Raw genomic sequence first — 16,821 nt, forward strand, 5'->3', positions numbered from 1 at the left:
GCAGGGCCTTTCTGCAATAGTGCGTCCGACAAACGGAACATGCCATGCGAAATCCGCTGGCGTGGCGCGCTGAGATCAGGTGAGACGGGAGAGTTCAATGGGTACGTTCTCGATCTGGCACTGGCTGATCGTTCTGGCCGTGGTGCTGATCCTTTTCGGCGGCTCGGGCAAGATATCCTCGCTCATGGGCGATGTTGCCAAGGGCATCAGGAGCTTCAAGAAGGGGCTGCAGGAGGACGACGAGCCGGAGAGCAAGGAACAGGAGCAGACCAAGGCCCTCGAGAACAAGGCGGAATCTGCCAAGGCCGAAGAGAAGAAGACCGAGAAGGCCGAAAGCTGAAGGCTGTCGCAATACGCCGCTTGAGGCGTTCCTTCTTGCCGGGACGTGCTGGGCAGGCAGGCGGCGCCTTGGCGTTCGGGCCCATGTAACCCCCGCAATCAGCCGCGAGGAGACGGGCCGGGGGCATATCCGCCCCATCCGCCGGCAATTCCGGAAGAAACCATGTTCGATTTCGGTATCGGTGCCACGGAATTGATGCTCATCGCGGTGGTCGCCCTCATCGTGGTGGGGCCGAAAGATCTGCCGCGGCTGATGCGCACGGTCGGCCACATGGTCAACAAGGTCAGAAGCCTTGCGCGCGAGTTTCAGGGCCACCTCGACGAGGCCATGCGGGAAACGGGGCTCGATGAGGTCAAGGAAAGCGTCGGCAAGGTGAAGGAATACACCGTGGCCGATCTCGATGCCGAGTTCGAGGAGCTGGAGAAGGAATTCCGCGAAAAGGCGCTGCCCAACCGGGTCGATGCCAAAGATGATGCGCTCTCTCCCGATGACGACGATGATCACGATATCGACGAAACGGGAGAGGATGACGAGGAAAGCGCCGATGCACAGCCCGCTGAAAACCCGGAAGGGCAGGGGGCAGAAGGGGCATCGGATGAGGGGCGCGAGCCGCCCGGCGTTATCAGCCTCGATGCGGAGCCTGATGCTTCTGATGCCTCTGCGGCCGCAACCGCATCATCCGCGGCGGCTTCAGAAGGCACAGCCCGGCCGAAGAAGGAACAGGCTGACGTTGGCGATGATGAACAAGGCAGGGGCAGGCAGGGGTCATGACCGCTGAAGAGAAAACGCCCGCAGCCATGGACGAGGAGGACGAGATCAAGGCCTCCGAAGCGCCACTTATCGAGCATCTCATCGAGCTCAGGGCCCGGCTGATCAAGTCGCTGATCGGCTTTGTCATCGCCTTTATCATCAGCTTCTATTTCGCCAATCCCATCTTCAATTTCCTGCTGCTGCCCTACAAGTGGGCGATCGGTGATGCCACGCACCTGAAGCTCATCTACACCGCCCCGCAGGAATTCTTTTTCACGCAGCTGAAGATCGGCATGTTCGGCGGATTGTTTCTGGCCTTTCCGCTTATTGCCATTCAGATCTACAAGTTCGTCGCCCCCGGGCTCTATCGGCATGAGCGCGAGGCCTTTCGGCCCTATCTCATCGCCACGCCCCTATTGTTCGTGCTCGGCGGTGCGCTGGTTTTCTTCTTCATCCTGCCGGTGGCGCTGAAATTCTTCGCCAGCTTTCAGCAGGTGGGCGAAGAGGGCAAGGCCACAATCGAGCTCTTGCCCAAGGTCTCGGAATACCTCTCGCTGGTCATGACCCTGATTCTCGCCTTTGGCATCGCCTTTCAGCTGCCGATCATCCTCACGCTGCTCGGCAAGATCGGGGTCATCTCCGCCGATCAGCTGCGCCGCGGCCGCCGCTATGCCATCGTCGCCGTGGTCACCATCGCCGCCATTTTCACACCCCCCGATCCCTTTTCGCAGATCGGCCTTGCCCTGCCCATGATCGGGCTTTATGAGATCGCCATCTGGCTGGTGGCCATGGAGGAGAAAAAGCGCAAGGCCCGCGAAGCCGCCGCTGAGTGATGATGCGCAGCCACCCGCTTCAGGCCAAGAAACATTTAAAGGGCTTAACGTGTGAATAAGCGGTGCCGGCGATCAGCGCCTTCCGGATGAGCGCTTGCCATCGGGCTTGACCATCCAGCGAATGATCCACATCGCTCCCGGCAGCCAGGCAAAACCGGCCACGGCATGATAGAAAAAGCGCACCCATTCGCTCACGCCATATCCCGCCAGCGTGGCGCCCAGCGCCATCATCACCAGCACATAGGTGACGAGATAGACAAGCATCAGCGGGATGCCCAGGAACTTGCGCAAATTCTGGCTCATGCCGGGTGTTGATCCGTTTGTCGTTGATATGTGTTCAGAAACCGAAGCGCGACAGGCGGCTTTCGATGCCGGATGCATAGGAAAGCCCGCAGATCAGCACATGTGTCAAGTGCGGATAGATGAGATAGACGTCGCGCCGCACCTCCATGAAGCCTTCAAGGTCGAAATCCGGCATCAGCGCCGCATAGGCCTCGAAAAAGGCGCGACCGGCCGTGCCGAACATGGTCATGAAGGCTAGATCGTATTCATAATGTCCGTAATAGATGGCCGGATCGATGAAGGCTGCCACCTTGCCGCCGCTGGCGATCACGTTGCCGCCCCAGATATCGCCATGGATGAGGGACGGATGGGCCGGCTCCTCGATGAATTCGTCCAGATGATCGCAAAAGCGCTCGATGCGGCGCAAAAGGGAACTGCTCAAGCCCGCCCGCTCATGCGCAAGCCGCGCCATGAACATCAGCCGCTGATCGCGGAAGAAATCAATCCAGCCTGAACCGGCAACATCCCGTGGCAGCGCTTCCGTTTTCACCGTCTTCTCATCGGCTCCCGCGGGCAGATAGATGGGATTGGGCTGGGGCAGGGGGCCGATGGTGGTGTCGCGCTCAAGACCGAAATAGGGCTGACGCTTGCGGTGCATGCGGCTGAGCAGCTCCGCCATGTGCCGCTCAACGGATGCGCCCATGCCGCCGGAGCCGGGCACAAAATCCATCACCAGCAGGTCTTCCTCCGCCAGATGCACATGCGGCACCGGAATTTCGCCCTCAAGCCGCCGCAGCATGAAGCCTTCAATGAGCAGATGCCCCGGCTGCGGCCCCTTGCCGTGCTTGGCCACCAGCTTGCGGCCGTCGGCAAGCTCCACCACGTCCAGCGACAGCCCGTAACTGCCTGAAAGCGGCCTGATGGCGCGCACATCCGTGCCCATGGCGTCAGCAATCCGCCCGGAAATGTCCTGGCCGCGCATCATGGCCTTATGGTGCCCCCTCTTAATTTACGAAGCCGCCTTGTTGCGCTCATCAGCGGCAGTGTTCGCCGCAGGTCGATTTTCAACCGAGCCGCCGGCGGCAGCAGCTGCGGCTGTCGCGGCCGGGCCGTGCGCCTTCATGCGGGCGGTATCCAGGCCGTCCTGCAGGACGATCTCCTCCGCCAGCCGCTCCAGCGCCGCCGCCTCCGCCAGCCCCAGCCATTCGTTGGGATCGGCACCCTCCGGCAGGAACTGCCAGCGCATGAAGCCGGGCTCCATGTGCGCATACCCCATGCGCACCATATGCCCGCGCGTGGCCATGGCATTGCCGATCAGGGCCCAGAGGGCGACAGGCTGCCATTTCATCAGCGCCAGCAGCATGCCCAGCCGCGAGAAGACCTCCACAAGCCGCCGGTTGCGCACATGCCGGTCCACCCACAGCTCGCCATGATACACCACCGGGCCGGCAATGCGATGCGACACGGAAGTGTCCGGCACCTGCACCGAATCGGGAATGATCAGCTCGTTGCGCTTCAGATAGATGCCGAGAACCCAGCCCAGCGCCCATTCCGCCAGCGAGGGATCGGCCACATCCAGCCGGAAGGCCTGCAGCGCCCGCACGGTGTCCTCACCATCGCGCACCGCCATCCAGAAGGCGCGCGCCGGCGGCAGGAAGGTCACCGCCGGATCGAATAGCGGCGCCTCCCGCCCCTGACGCACTGTGCGGCGACAGGCGCTGAACGCTTCCATGTCGCCGGAAATGGACAGCGCAAACCCCCCCGCTGTGATCTCGCGCTCGAGAATGGCGCAGGCCCGGGCCACCGCCAGGGGATTGTGCAAATGGCGCGGACTGCGATCGTCAGACATGACATGCCTCCTGCCTGCGCAAGAAAAGCCCTCAAAGCCCTTGTGGATCATTCTGCCGGCGAGGCCTGCATCACCGTCAGGCGATAGCGATACAGCCGCCACAGCGAGTGGGCAAACAGCGTGGCAATGACAATGGCACCGCCGACCATCGCCCGCGGCGTGGGCACCTCGCCGAACAGCAGCCAGATCCAGATCGGCGTGAGCACCGTATCCAGCAGGAAGAACATCGCGACCTCCGCCGAGGGAATGTAGCGGGGGCTGATGGCGATCAGCCCGGAAGCCACCGGCATGACGATGAGGCCATTGAGCATCACCCAGCTCCAGCTGGAGGCGGGCATGTACAGCGTCGGCGCCAGGGTAAGGGCGATGAGGGCGGACACCAGCGAGCCCGTGGCCAGGGAAGTGACCACATTGCGCCCGGTCTTGCGGATGATGGTCAGCGCCACCGCCGTGCACATGGCCACGATCAGCGCCATGATGTCACCCACCCAGGTGCCGGTTTCCAGCCCGTCCCAGACGATGATGCCAACACCGATGAAGGACAGAATCACCGCCAGCCATGTCCAGACGGGAATGTCCTCCTTCAGCACCAGCCAGGCGAGCACGGCGGCGAAAATGGGATTGAGCGCCAGAATGAAGACGAGATTGGCCGCCGTTGTCTTGCCGATGGCGGCGATGAACAGGATGTTGGCCAGCGTGTTGGTGCCGGCAACGGCAATGCCCGGCCAGCCGTTGAGAAACGGCTCGCGATGCGTTCGCCAGCGAAAGAAGTACCACCAGAGAAAGATGGCGGTGAACAGGAAGATGCCGCGCGCGAAGATCAGCGTCCAGTGATCGATGCTTCCGTCCGGATTGGCCAGGCGCAGCAGTGGAATGTCGAGCGTGAAGAGAATGCCGCCGATGGTTGCGATCAGCAGCCCCTTTTTATGATCGTCGTTCTCCCCTAAAGGCCTGCGCGTCATGGTTTTCTGGTCCACTCTCCGCCCCCGAATCGCATCTCTCCCCCCTTAGCGCCGATTAGTTAACCGCCAAACCTTGCCCCAAGCCAATGTTCATTCATACAGGTTTAAGCCCGCCGGGTAATGTTCATTCATACAGGTTTACCATTCATGAACGATTGGCCTTTTCCTGCCGTCCTGTTCCGGGGCGCAGGATGTGACGGAAGGCGGAATCGTAAAGGGCGGAGGGCGTTTGCAATGTTTTGCCGATGGCGCCGCCAACGAGAACAAGGGCGGTGCGGGTGATCTTTGCCGCGCGCACCTTCTCGCGGATGTCGGCAAGCGTGCCGCGGATGATCACCTGATCGGGCCAGCTGGCGCGGGCAATGACGATCACCGGCGCATCGGGGCCCAAAACCGGCTCCAGCTCCCGGCGGATGGCGGCAAGATGCCGCACGGCCAGATGAATGCACAATGTGGCGCCGCTTTGGGCATGATGGCGCAAGGTGTCGCCTTCCGGCATAGGCGAGGCCTTGCCCGGCATGCGGGTGAGAATCACCGTCTGGGCGATGCCGGGCAGGGTGAGCTCAGTCTTCAGCGCGGCGGCAGCGGCGGCAAAGGCCGGCACGCCCGGCACCACCTCATAGGGAATGTCCAGGGCATCCAGCGCCAGCATCTGCTCGGCAATGGCGCCGTAAAGCGAGGGATCGCCGGAGTGCACCCGCGCAACATCCAGCCCCTGTTCATGGGCCATGCGCATCTCCTGCACGATCTCCTTTAGTGTCAGGGCGGCGGTATCGATCACGCGCGCCCCTTCAGGGGCTGCAGCCACCACCTCCTGAGGCACCAGCGAGCCGGCATAAAGGCAGACCGGACAGCGCTTTATCAGGCGCAAGCCCCGCACGGTGATCAGGTCCGGCGCGCCCGGCCCGGCGCCGATGAAATACACGGTCATGACATCTGTCCGTTTCTGTCATTGCCTGCGCACTGCATCCGTCTTGCCGGCATAGCCCCGCGGGGTAAAGGCCCGCTGTGCGCCGGCATGGGGGATCATGCGGCTTTCACTGTTGCCGACAAGAACGATGGAGAGCATGTCCACATCCGCACAATTCACCGCTTTCAGCGGCACAATCCGCACCTGTTCCTCCGCACGCCCGAGGTTGGAGGCGATGATCACCGGCGTCTCTTCCGGCCGCCATTGCCGCAGGATATTCAAGGCCTCCTTCAGATGCCGCATGCGCCGCCGCGAGCGCGGATTGTAGAAGGCCACGACGAAATCCGCTTTCGCCGCCGCCTCAATGCGCCGCCTGATCACAGGCCAGGGGGTGAGCAGATCGGAAAGGGAAATGGCGCAGAAATCATGCCCGATGAGCGCACCGGCCCGGGCCGATGCCATTTGCAACGCGGTAATGCCGGGAATGACCTCAATCTCGATGCCGGATGCAGCGGCGGGCAGGGTGGCATCCTCCGCCAGCGTTTCATACACAAGCGAGGCCATGGCATAGATGGCGGCATCACCGGAGCAGAGCAGGGCGACAGTTTTGCCTTCTGCCGCCAGGGTCAGGGCATGGCGCACGCGCGCCTTCTCCGCGCCGATGGGGTAGGGATGCAGGGTCTTGCCCCGGGCAAGATCCCGGGCAAGATCAAGATAGAGCGCATAGCCCACCCAGTGTTCGGCGCAAAGCAGGGCTTCCTCCGCGGCATGGGTGCGCTGGCGGGGGTCGCCCGGCCCGATGCCGACCACGAACAGCCGGCCGCGCTCCCGACCGGCAAGAGAAGCAGGCGGCGTTTTCGCCGCGGCGATGGCAAGAGTGAGCTGCTGATCCGCATCGATTTGCTTTTCAACGATCAAGCGGCCCTCATTGCCGGCAAGCAGAAGGGCCGCCGCTTCCGCCACCGAAGGCGTTTCCACCGCATCCCTGACCGCCTGCGAGGGGTTGGGCACCGCAACCTGCGCCAGCTCGTGCGCATCAAACAGGCGCAAGGGCGCATCAAACGCGGCGCTCAGAGCGTGCAGGGCCGGCTCGTCAGCCTTCAGCGCAAGGGTGCCTATGGCGGCCACGGCCCCTTCCGCCAGCCCCTGTTCGGCAAGCACCGCATGCGCAAGGGCAACCAGCGCCTCCGGATTGGCCCCGCGTGCGCATCCCGCACCGATCATCAGCGTGCGCGGATGATAAACGAGATGGCGGCTATTCCCCTCAACAGCGCGCGCGGTTGCACTGATGCGTAAAGGGCCTTGCTCACTCCACGGGAGATTCGCCCTGACCAGCCACGGCGCCTCACCCTCAAGGCGCACACCGGCGCCATTGAGCAGGGCAGCGGTGAAGGCCTTCACATCCTGCGGATTGGCCAGCCGCCAGCCGGGCGGCGGATCATCAAGCGCGACATTGAAATGCAGATCACTGGCGGTGGTGATCACGGCCTCGCCCTGCAGGGCCTTGGCGATGCGCTGGGCCAGCCGGTTTGCCCCCTTGTGCCCCCCAAGCAGCGGGATGACAAAGCGGCCGTCTTCGGAAAGGATGAGAACCGGCGGCTCCTGATGCTTGTCCGTAAGAAGCGGTGCCAGCGCCCGCATGACGATCCCGGCGGCGCACACGGCGATGATCGGACGGCCGGCCCGAAAGGCCTGCCGTAAACTTTCAGCCGGCCTTGGGGGAGAAAGGGCAAGCGTGCCGTTTACGATATCGGCCGCGCGCTCGGCCACCTCACTCGCGCCTGCATGGAGCGCGAGCACGAGCGGCGTTGCCTTCGCCTCCCTGTCCTGCGCGTAAGGCGAGGTCATTCCCCTGTCCTTGCTTGATGTGCCGGCGTGGCTGAAACGGGCGCGTGCGGTGTGACCACGATAATGGAAAAATAAGGATCGTCCATGTCCGCCGCCTCGGCAAGGGGCAGCACGCGTTGACTGGTCAGGCCGATATCGGCGATCAGCCAGGCCTTTGCCAGCAGCCCCACCTGATCGAGAAGCCTGTGAATGCGGCTGCGATGTAGCCCCACCTTGATGAAGGCAAGGGCAGCCGGGCCCTGTTCAAGCTCGCGGGCTAGCCGCTCTTCATCAGCCGTGGCCGGCAGGATCTTCAGGATCTCGGCTCCCAGTGCCAATGGCGCGCCCATCACGGCGGCCGCGGCCGAAACCGCCATCACCCCGGGTACTGCGCGTTTTTCAAAGGTTTCTGGCACATGCTGGGCCAGATGCACAAAGCTGCCGTGAAACAGCGGATCGCCCAGGCAGAGATAGGCCACATCCCGCCCTGCGGCGAGATGCGCACAAATCCTTTCCGCCGCCGCCGCATAGGCGGCTTTCAGGCGTTCGCCCCTCTCGCCGAAGGGAATGGCAAGCGGCAGGGTGATAGCCTCTTCCGGAATGAAGGGGCGGGCGATCTCATAGGCGCGCGAACGCCCTGATGAGCCCACCGGCCAGGCCACCACCGGTGCCAGCGAGAGGATGCGCCAGGCCTTCAGCGTGATCAGTTCCGGATCGCCCGGGCCCAGCCCCAGGCCGTAGAGAATGCCGCTCATGCCGCCCTGTCCTTGACATAGCGCCATTGCGTGATCGCCAGTGCCGGCCGGAAGGTGCGCATGCGCCCCAGCGCCTCGGCCCGGTTCTCGCTTAAACGCACCAGATCGCCGCCATGCCGCGCATGCCGGTTCATCAGCTGCGTTTCCCCTTCCATGGTCACGGCATTGGCGATGAGCACACCGCCCGGATTGAGCGCGGCAAGGGTGAAATCAAGGATGTCCTCGCGGCCCACCCCGCCGCCGATGAACACCGCATCCGGTGCCGGCAGATCGGCGAGAGCTTCAGGCGCCTCGCCATGCACCACCGTCAGGCCCACGCCGCCGAGACGGTCGATGTTCTCCTCGATCATCCGGCAGCGCTTCTCATCGCGCTCCACGGCATAGCCGCGGGCTTCCGGCCCGGCAATGCGGATCCACTCCACCGCAACCGAGCCGCAGCCTGCGCCCACATCCCACAGCACCGCATGCGGCCTTGGCGCCAGCATGGAGACGGTGACCGCCCGCAAAGAGCGCTTGGTGATCTGCCCGTCATGCACGAAGGCCTCATCAGGAAGCCCCGGCGCCAGCGGCAGGATTTGCGCCTGCGCATCCGCCTTCACCTCAACCGCCAGCACGTGAAACCCGGGAAAGTCCGCGCGGTTGCCTTCGGCAATCTCCGCTGCGGTCAGGGTTTCGCGGCTTTCCTTGCGGGTGCCCATCCAGGAGAGGATGGTCATGCGCGACTGTGAAAATCCCCTGCGCACCAGCCGCCGTGCCGCCTTCAGGGGCGTGGCGCTGTTCTCACCGATGATGAGCAGCCGCGCCCCCGGCAGGATGTGCCGCTCCAGACAGGCGCCGCGCCTGCCGTGCAGTGTTAATGTCCGCACATGCTGCAACGGCCAGCCCATGCGCGCCGCCGCCAGGGAAAAGGCGGAAGGGGCAGGATGCACCACCATCTCCTCCGGCGGCACCCAGCGGGTCAGCAGCGGTCCTGCGCCATACCAGAAGGGTGAGCCGGTGAGCACCACCGCCACCCTTTTGCCCTGTTGCCTCAAACTGGCGATTTCCTCGCCCAGAACCCGGAAAGGCGAGGGCCAGGTGCGCACCTGTGCCTGCACCGCCTCGGGCAGAAGCCCGGCGATGCGCCGGGAGGTGAAGATCACCTCGGCCTCAAACAGCGCCCGCGTTGCCGGCATGGTGAGCGAATCCATGCCTGAGGCCTGCATGCCGATGACAACAAGCGGGGGGCTTTTGCGTGCTGTCTTCATCCGCCCGCCTCCCCGTTTTTCGCCCGCAGATGCAAAATGGCGTTAAACGCCGCCGCCGCCATGCCGGCGCCGCCGCGCCGGCCCAAAAGGGTGGCGATGGGAATGCCGCGCGGGTTTCCATCCAGCTCCGCCTTGGATTCCGCCGCCCCGACAAAGCCCACGGGAAAGGCAATGATGGCCGCTGGCTTCGGCGCACCGGCATCAATCATCTCAAGCAGGGTGAACAGGGCCGTGGGCGCATTGCCGATGATGCACACCGCACCATCAAGATGTTCGCGCCACAGGGCCGTGGCCGCTGCCGCCCGCGTCACTTTCAGCCGCCGCGCCCGCTCAATCGTCTCCGCATCGTTGATGCGGCAGATCACCTCCACGCCCTCTGGCAACAGCCGCCGCGCCAGACCGCAGGCCACCATGGTCACATCCACCAGCACCGGCCGCTTCGCCTCAAGCGCGCCATGCACCGCCTCGGGCAGGGAAAGGTCGATCCTGAGGTCTTCGGCGATATCAGGCATGCCGCAGGCATGTATCACGCGCAGGACGATGGAACGGATATCCTCTGGAAGAGCGGAGAGATCCACCTCTTCCATGATGCGGGAGAAGGAAAGGCGATAGATTTCGTCCGGATCGTTGATGAAGTCCATGAGCGCCGTGTCGGTTCAGTCCTCGTCCTGCTTCAGCGAAAGCGGCCCCAGCGGGTGATCCGCATGAGGGTAGGGCGCATGGGTGTGATGATGGTGATGATGCGGCGCATGCTGTGCGCCAGCCATCGCATGTCCGCCGGATGCTGCAGCACCGGACGGATCATCAGACCCTTTCCCCACCCCCGCTTCGGACAGGCTATCGCCCTTCGCGTGCATATGTCCATTGGTCATATGGGCATATCGCGAACTGTTCTGATGTAAATCAGCACCTTTTTCCCGGGCCTGATCGAGGTCGGATTCCGCCTGTGCATTGTCCGGATCATGCCCCTGCGCGGCATTGCCCGGCGCATTGTTTTCATGATCAGGATCATGCGCATGATGGTGGTGATGGTCATGGCCATGATCGTGGGTGTGGAAATGGGCATGGTCATGGTCGTGTCCGTGTCCGTGCGCGTGGGCATGCGTGTGCGTGTGCTCATGCTCATGTCCATGCCCATGCCCATGCCCGTGCTCATGCAGTCCTGTTCCGATACCTTCCACGTGATGATGATGGCTCATCTGCGGCTCGCCCACCTGATGCTCGAAGGCCGGAAGCTGCGTGCGATACTTGCACAGGGCGCAGTTCATGGCCGTATCGCCGGCAAGAATGCCGCGCGCCCGCTCGATGAAGGTCTCCACCACCAGCGGATGGTCGTTCAGATAGGGCGCCTTGATGATCTCGACATCCGGATGGGCCCGTGCCGCTTTGTCCGCCGCGGCATAGATGCGCTCCACCAGAATCCCGGTGAACAGAAAGTAGGGAAAGACGATGATACGCTTGAACCCCAGCCGCACCACACGCTCAAGTGCCGCCCCCACCAGGGGGAAGGTCACGCCGGAATAGGCCGTTTCCGCCCAGCCGAAGCCGAAGCCTTCCAGCAGCAGGCGGGTGAGCTTGGCCACATTGGCGTTGGCATCGGGATCGGAAGAGCCACGCCCCACCACCAGCAGCAGGGTGTCATGGGCATGCACCGGCTTATCCGCCGCGGCGATCGCCTCCTCGATGCGTGCCTTGGCCGCGTGAATCATCTTGGCATCCAGCCCCAGCTCCCGCGCATAGTCGATGCGAATGCCATGCTCCGCCGCATAGGCGTTCAGCACCGAGGGGATGTCATTCTTGGCATGTCCGGCGGCAAAAAGCATGCCCGGCACCGCCAGAATGCGCGTACACCCCTTTGCGCGCAGCTTGTCCAGCCCCTCGCGCAGAACGGGGCGGGCAAATTCCAGATAGCCGTGTTCCACCGGCCATTCGCCGTTCACTTTCGCGCGGATTTTGTCGGTCAGCGTGGCGAATTCCTCAACGGCGCGTTCATCGCGGCTGCCGTGCCCGCAGATCATCAGGCCAATGGTTTCGGACATGGGACCGGTTCCTCCTTGTCTCGCACGGGGCGGCCGAGCGCTACGGGTGCGCTGCCGCCCCAGGATGCAAGGCAGGACCGTTCGCGGAAATAGAGATCATCTGCGCAAGACAGCTTTCGGTGCCTGGGGGAAGGCGAGGGCAGGAAACGAGAGATGCGTGAAGGGCATGAAACCACCACATGAAGAAGGATGGGTATTACCTTGAAAGGAAAATGTTTTCCGATTCCTCTATGCCTCTCGCCTCTTTCCCGGCCCCCGGTTTGGGTCGGCCGCACCGAAATGCTTGGGCAGTTCCCGACAAACGGAACGCTGCTTGCGGTTTCAGGGTTTGCAGGCTTTGGGGATAGGCCCTCGCCGCGGATGCGTCAACGTCTCATCCTGCCGCGCCGGGATAAGCAGGGGAAATGCGCGGCACAAGCGCTATGGCTTCAACAACGTCCGCCACCACATGATCGCAAATGCGCCGCAGCGTTGCCTCATCCGAGGTGCCATCGCGCACGCCGATGAAGAGGGCGCAGCCGGCCGCCCGCGCCATCTCGGCATCATGGGGACTGTCGCCGATCACCGCCATGTGTTCGGGCGCAACCGCAAGTTTCTTCGCGATGGCATGCACAGGGTCAGCGGCCGGTTTCGGGCGCGCCACGGCATCGAAGCCCACCACATGATCGATGAGATCCGCAATGCCAAACAGTCGCGTCATGCGCCGTGCCGAAGCGGTGGTGTCATTGGTGGCGATGGCAAGGCGGATCCCGCGCGCTTTTAGAGCCTCCATGCCTTTGCGCATAAGCTCAAGCGCACAGGCCGGCACCGGATCGGTCGTTTCGCAAAGACGGGCCATGCGCGCGAGAAATGCCTCTTTTTTCTCCTGTGAGGCCGAGCCGAACCAGGCGGTGAGCAGCTCGTCATTGGTGCCCACCGCCCAGATCGATCCAGGCGCAAAATCATCCTGCGCCGGCCGATAGCCCACCTTCATCAGAAGAGCGCGCGCCTTCTCCTCGTCGCCTTCCGCCACGTCCAGCGCCACCCGTTTGATCAGCGGTGTCCATGTGCGCTGAAAATCGACGAGAACGCCATCCTTGTCGAAAATGACGGCGCGGATGAACGGTTTGCTCTGGCCTTCTGCATGCACCGGCCGTTTGCCCCCGTCTTTCGTGCTCACGTCTTGGGCGACCAATAGGTGGTCAGATCCTGCCAGTAGGGACGGCGGCGGTCTTCCGCCGGCGGCGCGGCCGGGTCGCGGCTGCCGATGAAGAAAAAGCCGGCGATGAACTCATCCGTACCCAAAGCGAGCGCCTTGCGGACTTCGTCATCCTCCGCCGTCCAGCCCGAGCGCCACTGCGCGGCATATCCCATCGCCTGCGCCGCCAGCAGCAGGTTCATGCAGGCCGCGCCCACAGACATGGTCTGCTCCCATTCCGGGATCTTGGGATGCGGGCGCACCCGGCCAATGACGGCGATGACCAGCGGAATGCGCTCAAAGAGATCATATTGCGCGCGCTTGTCAAAGCCCGCGCTGTCCGGATTGAGCGCTTCCCAGCGCTCGCGCACCAGGCGGGCGAAGGCCTGCTTGGCCGGATCCCTGAACACGATGAAACGCCACGGCTCCATCTTGCCATGATCGGGCGTGCGCGCAGCAATCTCCAGCATGACGGCAAGGTCTTCCTCATCCGGCCCCGGCCCGGCAATTGCCCCTGGCTCCGTGGAGCGGCGCGTGCGCAGAAACGAGATGATATCCCGCCTGTCGTTCAGCACCTCCGGCAGCAGCTCAAAACCGCGCCGGCCGTTGCGGCTTGTGATCTCCTTTCTGGGCAGCTCCGGATAGCGTCGCGCGCTCATGATTCTGCCGTGTCCTTATTGTTCGTGATCATCCTGCCGAAAAACGGGCCCTTTTGCCCGGTTCGGCGAGTGAAGGCCAAGGCAGGCGCTTCTGTCAAGCTGGGGGTATTAAGGGCAGGGGGCGCTGGCGTTAACCAAACGTTAACGTGGGCATTGCCAAACGCGCCCGTTCATGATTGATTAACCCTCGAATGATGCGAAGCCGGACGGACGGGGCACAAGGGGGACGCCGGCCACGCAAGGGAACGTGAAGGAACAGGTATTCCGCGAACGCTCTCACTGTCTTCAGCAATGGTTCGGGCACTTGATCAGAGCCGCCTTCTTTCAAGGCGGCTCTCTTTTTGCGCGATTTCCGCTTGTCGCTCAAGGCCTTGCCAGGAACTTTTGAATCAATTCCCACACAACACGACACAAAATGGCCCGCTTCCGCAATCACCCCGTCGATCAGCGAAATTCAGGATGCATGATGTTGCCGTCAAATCGACCGAGGAAAAAAGACTTTCCATGAGCTGGGCGTTAGTTGCTTAACTTATTGATAAATAAAAAGTAAAAGGTCATCAACTCAGTTGCCCTTGATATTCCTTTCACTCATGAAGCACCGCTTTTCCCTCCCCCTGGTAGGGGGGGCAGGGAGGGGGCGGGCGGCAACCTCATGAGCCTGTGGCCCGACCCCCTCCCGGCGCTTCGCGCCGACCTCCCCCTATCAGGGGGAGGTTAGGATCAAGCGCTCTTCCTGCCTGCCGCCTGCTGCACTGGGACTAATTTAGCTTCTGACGACAAGTGTTTGTTTAATTCATTGAAAACCATAGGAAAACGTCATTGACGGCCTTGCCTGTCCCGGGCTTGAACCGGGATCCCGGCAATCCAGGGCCAGGAATGAGGCGGGTTTGGATGCAATGGCTTATGCCGGAGTGACAGGAAAGATGGCAGCGTTGTGTCGCGAAGGAGTGATCAGTTCCTTTCCCAAGTCGTCGTTACCTGGCTTGCTGGCCTTAAGCGCCCGTCCAGCGGCCGCCGGCATCGTCTGGCACCGCAAGCCCCAGAAGCGACAGTGCCCGCGAAACCGAATGCCGCACCATTTCCGCAATGCTTGCCGGGCGGGCATAGAGCGCCGGCACCGGCGGAAAGATCACCGCCCCCGCCTTACAGGCGAGCGCCATGCTGCGGATGTGCCCGGCATGCAGCGGCGTTTCCCGCACCATGAGAACAAGCGGCCGCCGTTCCTTTAGGGTCACGTCCGCGGCCCGGATCAACAGATTGTCGGCCAGATGGCGGGCGATAGCCGACAGCGTGCGCACAGAGCAGGGCGCCACGATCATGCCATGCACCGGAAAACTGCCAGAGGCGACGGGCGCGGCGAGATCGGCGTTGTCATGCACCACATCGGCAAGCGAAAGAATGGTTTCAAGCGGCTCATCAAGTTCCAGCGCCATGGTGCGGCGCGCCCCCTCGCTGATGATGAGATGGCTTTCCACCTCCGGCATGGCGCGCAAGAGTTTGAGCGCCTCAACCCCATAGAGCGCACCGGAAGCGCCACTGATGCCAACGATGATGCGTTTGCGCTCCGCCTGTTTGCTCATGGGAGTGCTTCCCTTCGTGTTCATGGTGCGCCCCTGCTCTTTGTGCGCCGCTTATCCTCGCGCAAGGGCGAATGCGCCCGTGATGCCGCAAACGGATCCCCTTTCCGCAAGCTCAGGTTCAGCGCATCGATCAGGGCATCGACACGGCGCTCAACGGCGGCATCCATCTTCAGCACACGCCCCCATGCGCGATCGGTCTCCGCTCCGATCTTGGTCGTGGCATCGATCCCCATCTTGCCGCCCAGCCCTTCGCGGGGCGAGGCGAAATCCAGCGCATCAATGGGCGTATCGGACAGGGTTATGAGATCACGCGACGGATCAAAGCGCGTGGAGACCGCCCACATCACGTCATCCCAGCTGCGGGCGTCGATGTCGTCATCCACCACGATCAGCAGCTTGGTATAGGAAAACTGCGGCAGCACGCTCCACAGCCCCAGCATCAGGCGGCGGGCATGCCCGGGATAGGCCTTGCGAATGCTGGCCACGCCGATGCGATAGGAGCAGCCCTCCGGCGGCAGCCAGAAATCGACGATTTCCGGAAAGTGCTGCTGCAAAAGCGGCAGGAACACATCATTGAGAGCGGCGGCCATCACCGAGGGCTCATCCGGCGGCCGCCCCGTGTAGGTGGTGAGATAGAGCGGATCGCTGCGCAGGGTGATGGCGCTGATGTGCATCACCGGATAGGGGGCGGCGGCGTTGTAATAGCCGGTGTGATCGCCATAGGGGCCTTCCATGGCCTCTTCCGAGATCGACACCCGCCCCTCCAGCACGATTTCGGCCGATGCCGGCACCAGCATCGGCTGACTCACCGCCGGCGCCAGCCTGCCGCGCCCGCCGCGCAAGAGCCCGGCAAAGGCATATTCGCCCACCGTTTCCGGCACAGGGGTGACTGCGGCCATGATCGTGGCGGGATCGGCCCCGATTGCCACCGCGATTGGCATGTCCTCGCCCGCCGCCTGCCAGGTGCGGAAATGCTGCGCGCCGCCGCGATGGGCCAGCCAGCGCACGATCGCCTTGTCAGGCCCCAGCACCTGCATGCGATAAACGCCGAGATTGTAGGCGGCGGGATCGTTGGCGTCGCTGCCATGGGCGCGCGTGATCACCAGCGGCCAGGTGATCAGCGGCGCCGGTTCCCCGGGCCAGCAGGTCTGCACCGGCAGCCGGGAAAGATCGACATCGGAATTTTTCCAGATCACCACCTGAGAGGGCGCCCGCCGCACGATGCGCGGCCGCGAGGAGAGAAGCGCCCGGATCAGGTTCATGCCCTCGCCGGCAGCACCCTTGCCCCGCGGTGGCCTGGGCTGGCGCAGGACGGCAAGCGTCCTGCCCAGGTCGCGCAAGGCATCAGGCTCAACGCCAAGAGCCCAGGCCGTGCGCTCCACCGTGCCGAAGGGATTGATCACCACCGGCATGGCGTCACACTGGCCGTTCCCGGTCTTCACCGCCTGCAGAATGGCCGCAGGCCCGCCCGCCGCGATCAGGCGCCTGTGCAGTTCGGTGATCTCTAGCTGCGCTGAAATCGGCGAATCGATGCGCACAAGCTGGCCCTTGTCCTCAAGGAAGGAGAGAAAGGCACGCAGATCATCAAACCGGGGCAGGGTGCGGCGCATG

At 63.3% G+C, this 16,821-nt stretch carries 16 protein-coding genes and 1 pseudogene; 3 read left to right on the forward strand and 14 right to left on the reverse strand.

The genetic code is table 11. The annotated features are described in order from the left end of the window. Nucleotides 1-97: 97 nt before the first annotated feature. The 3 genes from EK16_RS09155 (at nucleotide 98) to tatC (ending at nucleotide 1,923) form a co-directional block, all read left to right on the forward strand. Nucleotides 98-340, forward strand: coding sequence for a twin-arginine translocase TatA/TatE family subunit (locus tag EK16_RS09155; protein WP_038036501.1), 243 nt, complete (start codon nucleotides 98-100; stop codon nucleotides 338-340). A gap of 162 nt (nucleotides 341-502) precedes the next feature. Beyond that, nucleotides 503-1,111, forward strand: coding sequence for a Sec-independent protein translocase protein TatB (gene tatB / locus EK16_RS11585; RefSeq protein WP_051929171.1), 609 nt, complete (start codon nucleotides 503-505; stop codon nucleotides 1,109-1,111). Then, the gene (gene tatC, locus EK16_RS09165) at nucleotides 1,108-1,923 is read left to right on the forward strand and encodes a twin-arginine translocase subunit TatC (protein ID WP_231573659.1); all 816 of its coding nucleotides are present in this window, start codon (nucleotides 1,108-1,110) and stop codon (nucleotides 1,921-1,923) included. The genes tatB and tatC overlap by 4 nt, the downstream gene beginning before the upstream one ends. Nucleotides 1,924-1,995: 72 nt before the next feature. Here tatC and EK16_RS09170 read toward each other — a convergent pair whose 3' ends face one another. From EK16_RS09170 to EK16_RS09235, 14 genes and pseudogenes are all read right to left on the reverse strand, one after another. Continuing rightward, a complete protein-coding gene (locus EK16_RS09170; RefSeq protein ID WP_038036503.1) occupies nucleotides 1,996-2,226 on the reverse strand; it encodes a DUF2842 domain-containing protein in 231 nt (76 codons plus the stop codon). Between the two features lie 34 nt (nucleotides 2,227-2,260). After that, nucleotides 2,261-3,190 carry a fructosamine kinase family protein gene (locus EK16_RS09175; RefSeq protein ID WP_051929172.1) on the reverse strand — a complete coding sequence of 310 codons (930 nt, stop codon included), beginning with the start codon at nucleotides 3,188-3,190 and terminating at the stop codon, nucleotides 2,261-2,263. Between the two features lie 24 nt (nucleotides 3,191-3,214). Next, nucleotides 3,215-4,054 (reverse strand): hypothetical protein, encoded by an 840-nt coding sequence (locus EK16_RS09180; protein WP_038036505.1) that lies wholly within the window; start codon nucleotides 4,052-4,054, stop codon nucleotides 3,215-3,217. Nucleotides 4,055-4,101: 47 nt separating this feature from the next. Continuing rightward, complete coding sequence (locus EK16_RS09185) at nucleotides 4,102-5,016, reverse strand: DMT family transporter (protein ID WP_038036507.1); 915 nt, start codon at nucleotides 5,014-5,016, stop codon at nucleotides 4,102-4,104. A gap of 145 nt (nucleotides 5,017-5,161) precedes the next feature. Next, the gene (gene cobM / locus EK16_RS09190) at nucleotides 5,162-5,947 is read right to left on the reverse strand and encodes a precorrin-4 C(11)-methyltransferase (RefSeq protein ID WP_038036509.1); all 786 of its coding nucleotides are present in this window, start codon (nucleotides 5,945-5,947) and stop codon (nucleotides 5,162-5,164) included. 18 nt (nucleotides 5,948-5,965) lie between these two features. Then, entirely contained in the window at nucleotides 5,966-7,774 is a 1,809-nt protein-coding gene (gene cobJ, locus EK16_RS09195) for a precorrin-3B C(17)-methyltransferase (RefSeq protein WP_051929173.1), read from the reverse strand. Further along, on the reverse strand, nucleotides 7,771-8,508 hold the full coding sequence (gene cobI / locus EK16_RS09200) for a precorrin-2 C(20)-methyltransferase (RefSeq protein ID WP_038036511.1): 738 nt from the start codon (nucleotides 8,506-8,508) through the stop codon (nucleotides 7,771-7,773). The genes cobJ and cobI overlap by 4 nt, the downstream gene beginning before the upstream one ends. Further along, nucleotides 8,505-9,755, reverse strand: a complete 1,251-nt coding sequence (cbiE, locus tag EK16_RS09205) for a precorrin-6y C5,15-methyltransferase (decarboxylating) subunit CbiE (protein WP_038036513.1) — start codon at nucleotides 9,753-9,755, stop codon at nucleotides 8,505-8,507. The genes cobI and cbiE overlap by 4 nt, the downstream gene beginning before the upstream one ends. After that, nucleotides 9,752-10,396, reverse strand: coding sequence for a precorrin-8X methylmutase (locus EK16_RS09210; protein ID WP_051929174.1), 645 nt, complete (start codon nucleotides 10,394-10,396; stop codon nucleotides 9,752-9,754). The genes cbiE and EK16_RS09210 overlap by 4 nt, the downstream gene beginning before the upstream one ends. A 357-nt stretch (nucleotides 10,397-10,753) precedes the next feature. After that, a pseudogene (locus EK16_RS09215) lies at nucleotides 10,754-11,794 on the reverse strand (sirohydrochlorin chelatase); the annotation flags it as partial. A gap of 373 nt (nucleotides 11,795-12,167) precedes the next feature. Beyond that, entirely contained in the window at nucleotides 12,168-12,953 is a 786-nt protein-coding gene (locus tag EK16_RS09220) for an HAD family hydrolase (RefSeq protein ID WP_051929175.1), read from the reverse strand. After that, nucleotides 12,950-13,630 (reverse strand): nitroreductase family protein, encoded by a 681-nt coding sequence (locus EK16_RS09225; protein ID WP_051929176.1) that lies wholly within the window; start codon nucleotides 13,628-13,630, stop codon nucleotides 12,950-12,952. Before EK16_RS09225 ends, EK16_RS09220 begins: the two co-directional genes overlap by 4 nt. 992 nt (nucleotides 13,631-14,622) lie before the next feature. Further along, on the reverse strand, nucleotides 14,623-15,210 hold the full coding sequence (locus EK16_RS09230; protein ID WP_038036517.1) for a UbiX family flavin prenyltransferase: 588 nt from the start codon (nucleotides 15,208-15,210) through the stop codon (nucleotides 14,623-14,625). A gap of 20 nt (nucleotides 15,211-15,230) precedes the next feature. Further along, nucleotides 15,231-16,820 (reverse strand): UbiD family decarboxylase, encoded by a 1,590-nt coding sequence (locus tag EK16_RS09235; protein ID WP_081910446.1) that lies wholly within the window; start codon nucleotides 16,818-16,820, stop codon nucleotides 15,231-15,233. Nucleotide 16,821 lies beyond the last annotated feature (1 nt).

The organism is Thermopetrobacter sp. TC1 (assembly GCF_000746275.1).
Lineage (GTDB): Bacteria > Pseudomonadota > Alphaproteobacteria > Rhizobiales > Aestuariivirgaceae > Thermopetrobacter.

Bases quoted from the DNA above. Each gene is read 5' to 3' on its own strand.
- EK16_RS09175 (WP_051929172.1), bottom strand. From the start codon at position 3,190: ATGATGCGCGGCCAGGACATTTCCGGGCGGATTGCTGACGCCATGGGC.
- EK16_RS09185 (WP_038036507.1), bottom strand. From the start codon at position 5,016: ATGACGCGCAGGCCTTTAGGGGAGAACGACGATCATAAAAAGGGGCTG.
- EK16_RS09235 (WP_081910446.1), bottom strand. From the start codon at position 16,820: ATGCGCCGCACCCTGCCCCGGTTTGATGATCTGCGTGCCTTTCTCTCC.
- EK16_RS09180 (WP_038036505.1), bottom strand. From the start codon at position 4,054: ATGTCTGACGATCGCAGTCCGCGCCATTTGCACAATCCCCTGGCGGTG.
- EK16_RS09230 (WP_038036517.1), bottom strand. From the start codon at position 15,210: ATGAGCAAACAGGCGGAGCGCAAACGCATCATCGTTGGCATCAGTGGC.
- cbiE (WP_038036513.1), bottom strand. From the start codon at position 9,755: ATGAAGACAGCACGCAAAAGCCCCCCGCTTGTTGTCATCGGCATGCAG.
- EK16_RS09210 (WP_051929174.1), bottom strand. From the start codon at position 10,396: ATGGACTTCATCAACGATCCGGACGAAATCTATCGCCTTTCCTTCTCC.
- EK16_RS09155 (WP_038036501.1), top strand. From the start codon at position 98: ATGGGTACGTTCTCGATCTGGCACTGGCTGATCGTTCTGGCCGTGGTG.
- cobJ (WP_051929173.1), bottom strand. From the start codon at position 7,774: ATGACCTCGCCTTACGCGCAGGACAGGGAGGCGAAGGCAACGCCGCTC.
- cobM (WP_038036509.1), bottom strand. From the start codon at position 5,947: ATGACCGTGTATTTCATCGGCGCCGGGCCGGGCGCGCCGGACCTGATC.
- EK16_RS09225 (WP_051929176.1), bottom strand. From the start codon at position 13,630: ATGAGCGCGCGACGCTATCCGGAGCTGCCCAGAAAGGAGATCACAAGC.
- tatB (WP_051929171.1), top strand. From the start codon at position 503: ATGTTCGATTTCGGTATCGGTGCCACGGAATTGATGCTCATCGCGGTG.
- tatC (WP_231573659.1), top strand. From the start codon at position 1,108: ATGACCGCTGAAGAGAAAACGCCCGCAGCCATGGACGAGGAGGACGAG.
- cobI (WP_038036511.1), bottom strand. From the start codon at position 8,508: ATGAGCGGCATTCTCTACGGCCTGGGGCTGGGCCCGGGCGATCCGGAA.
- EK16_RS09170 (WP_038036503.1), bottom strand. From the start codon at position 2,226: ATGAGCCAGAATTTGCGCAAGTTCCTGGGCATCCCGCTGATGCTTGTC.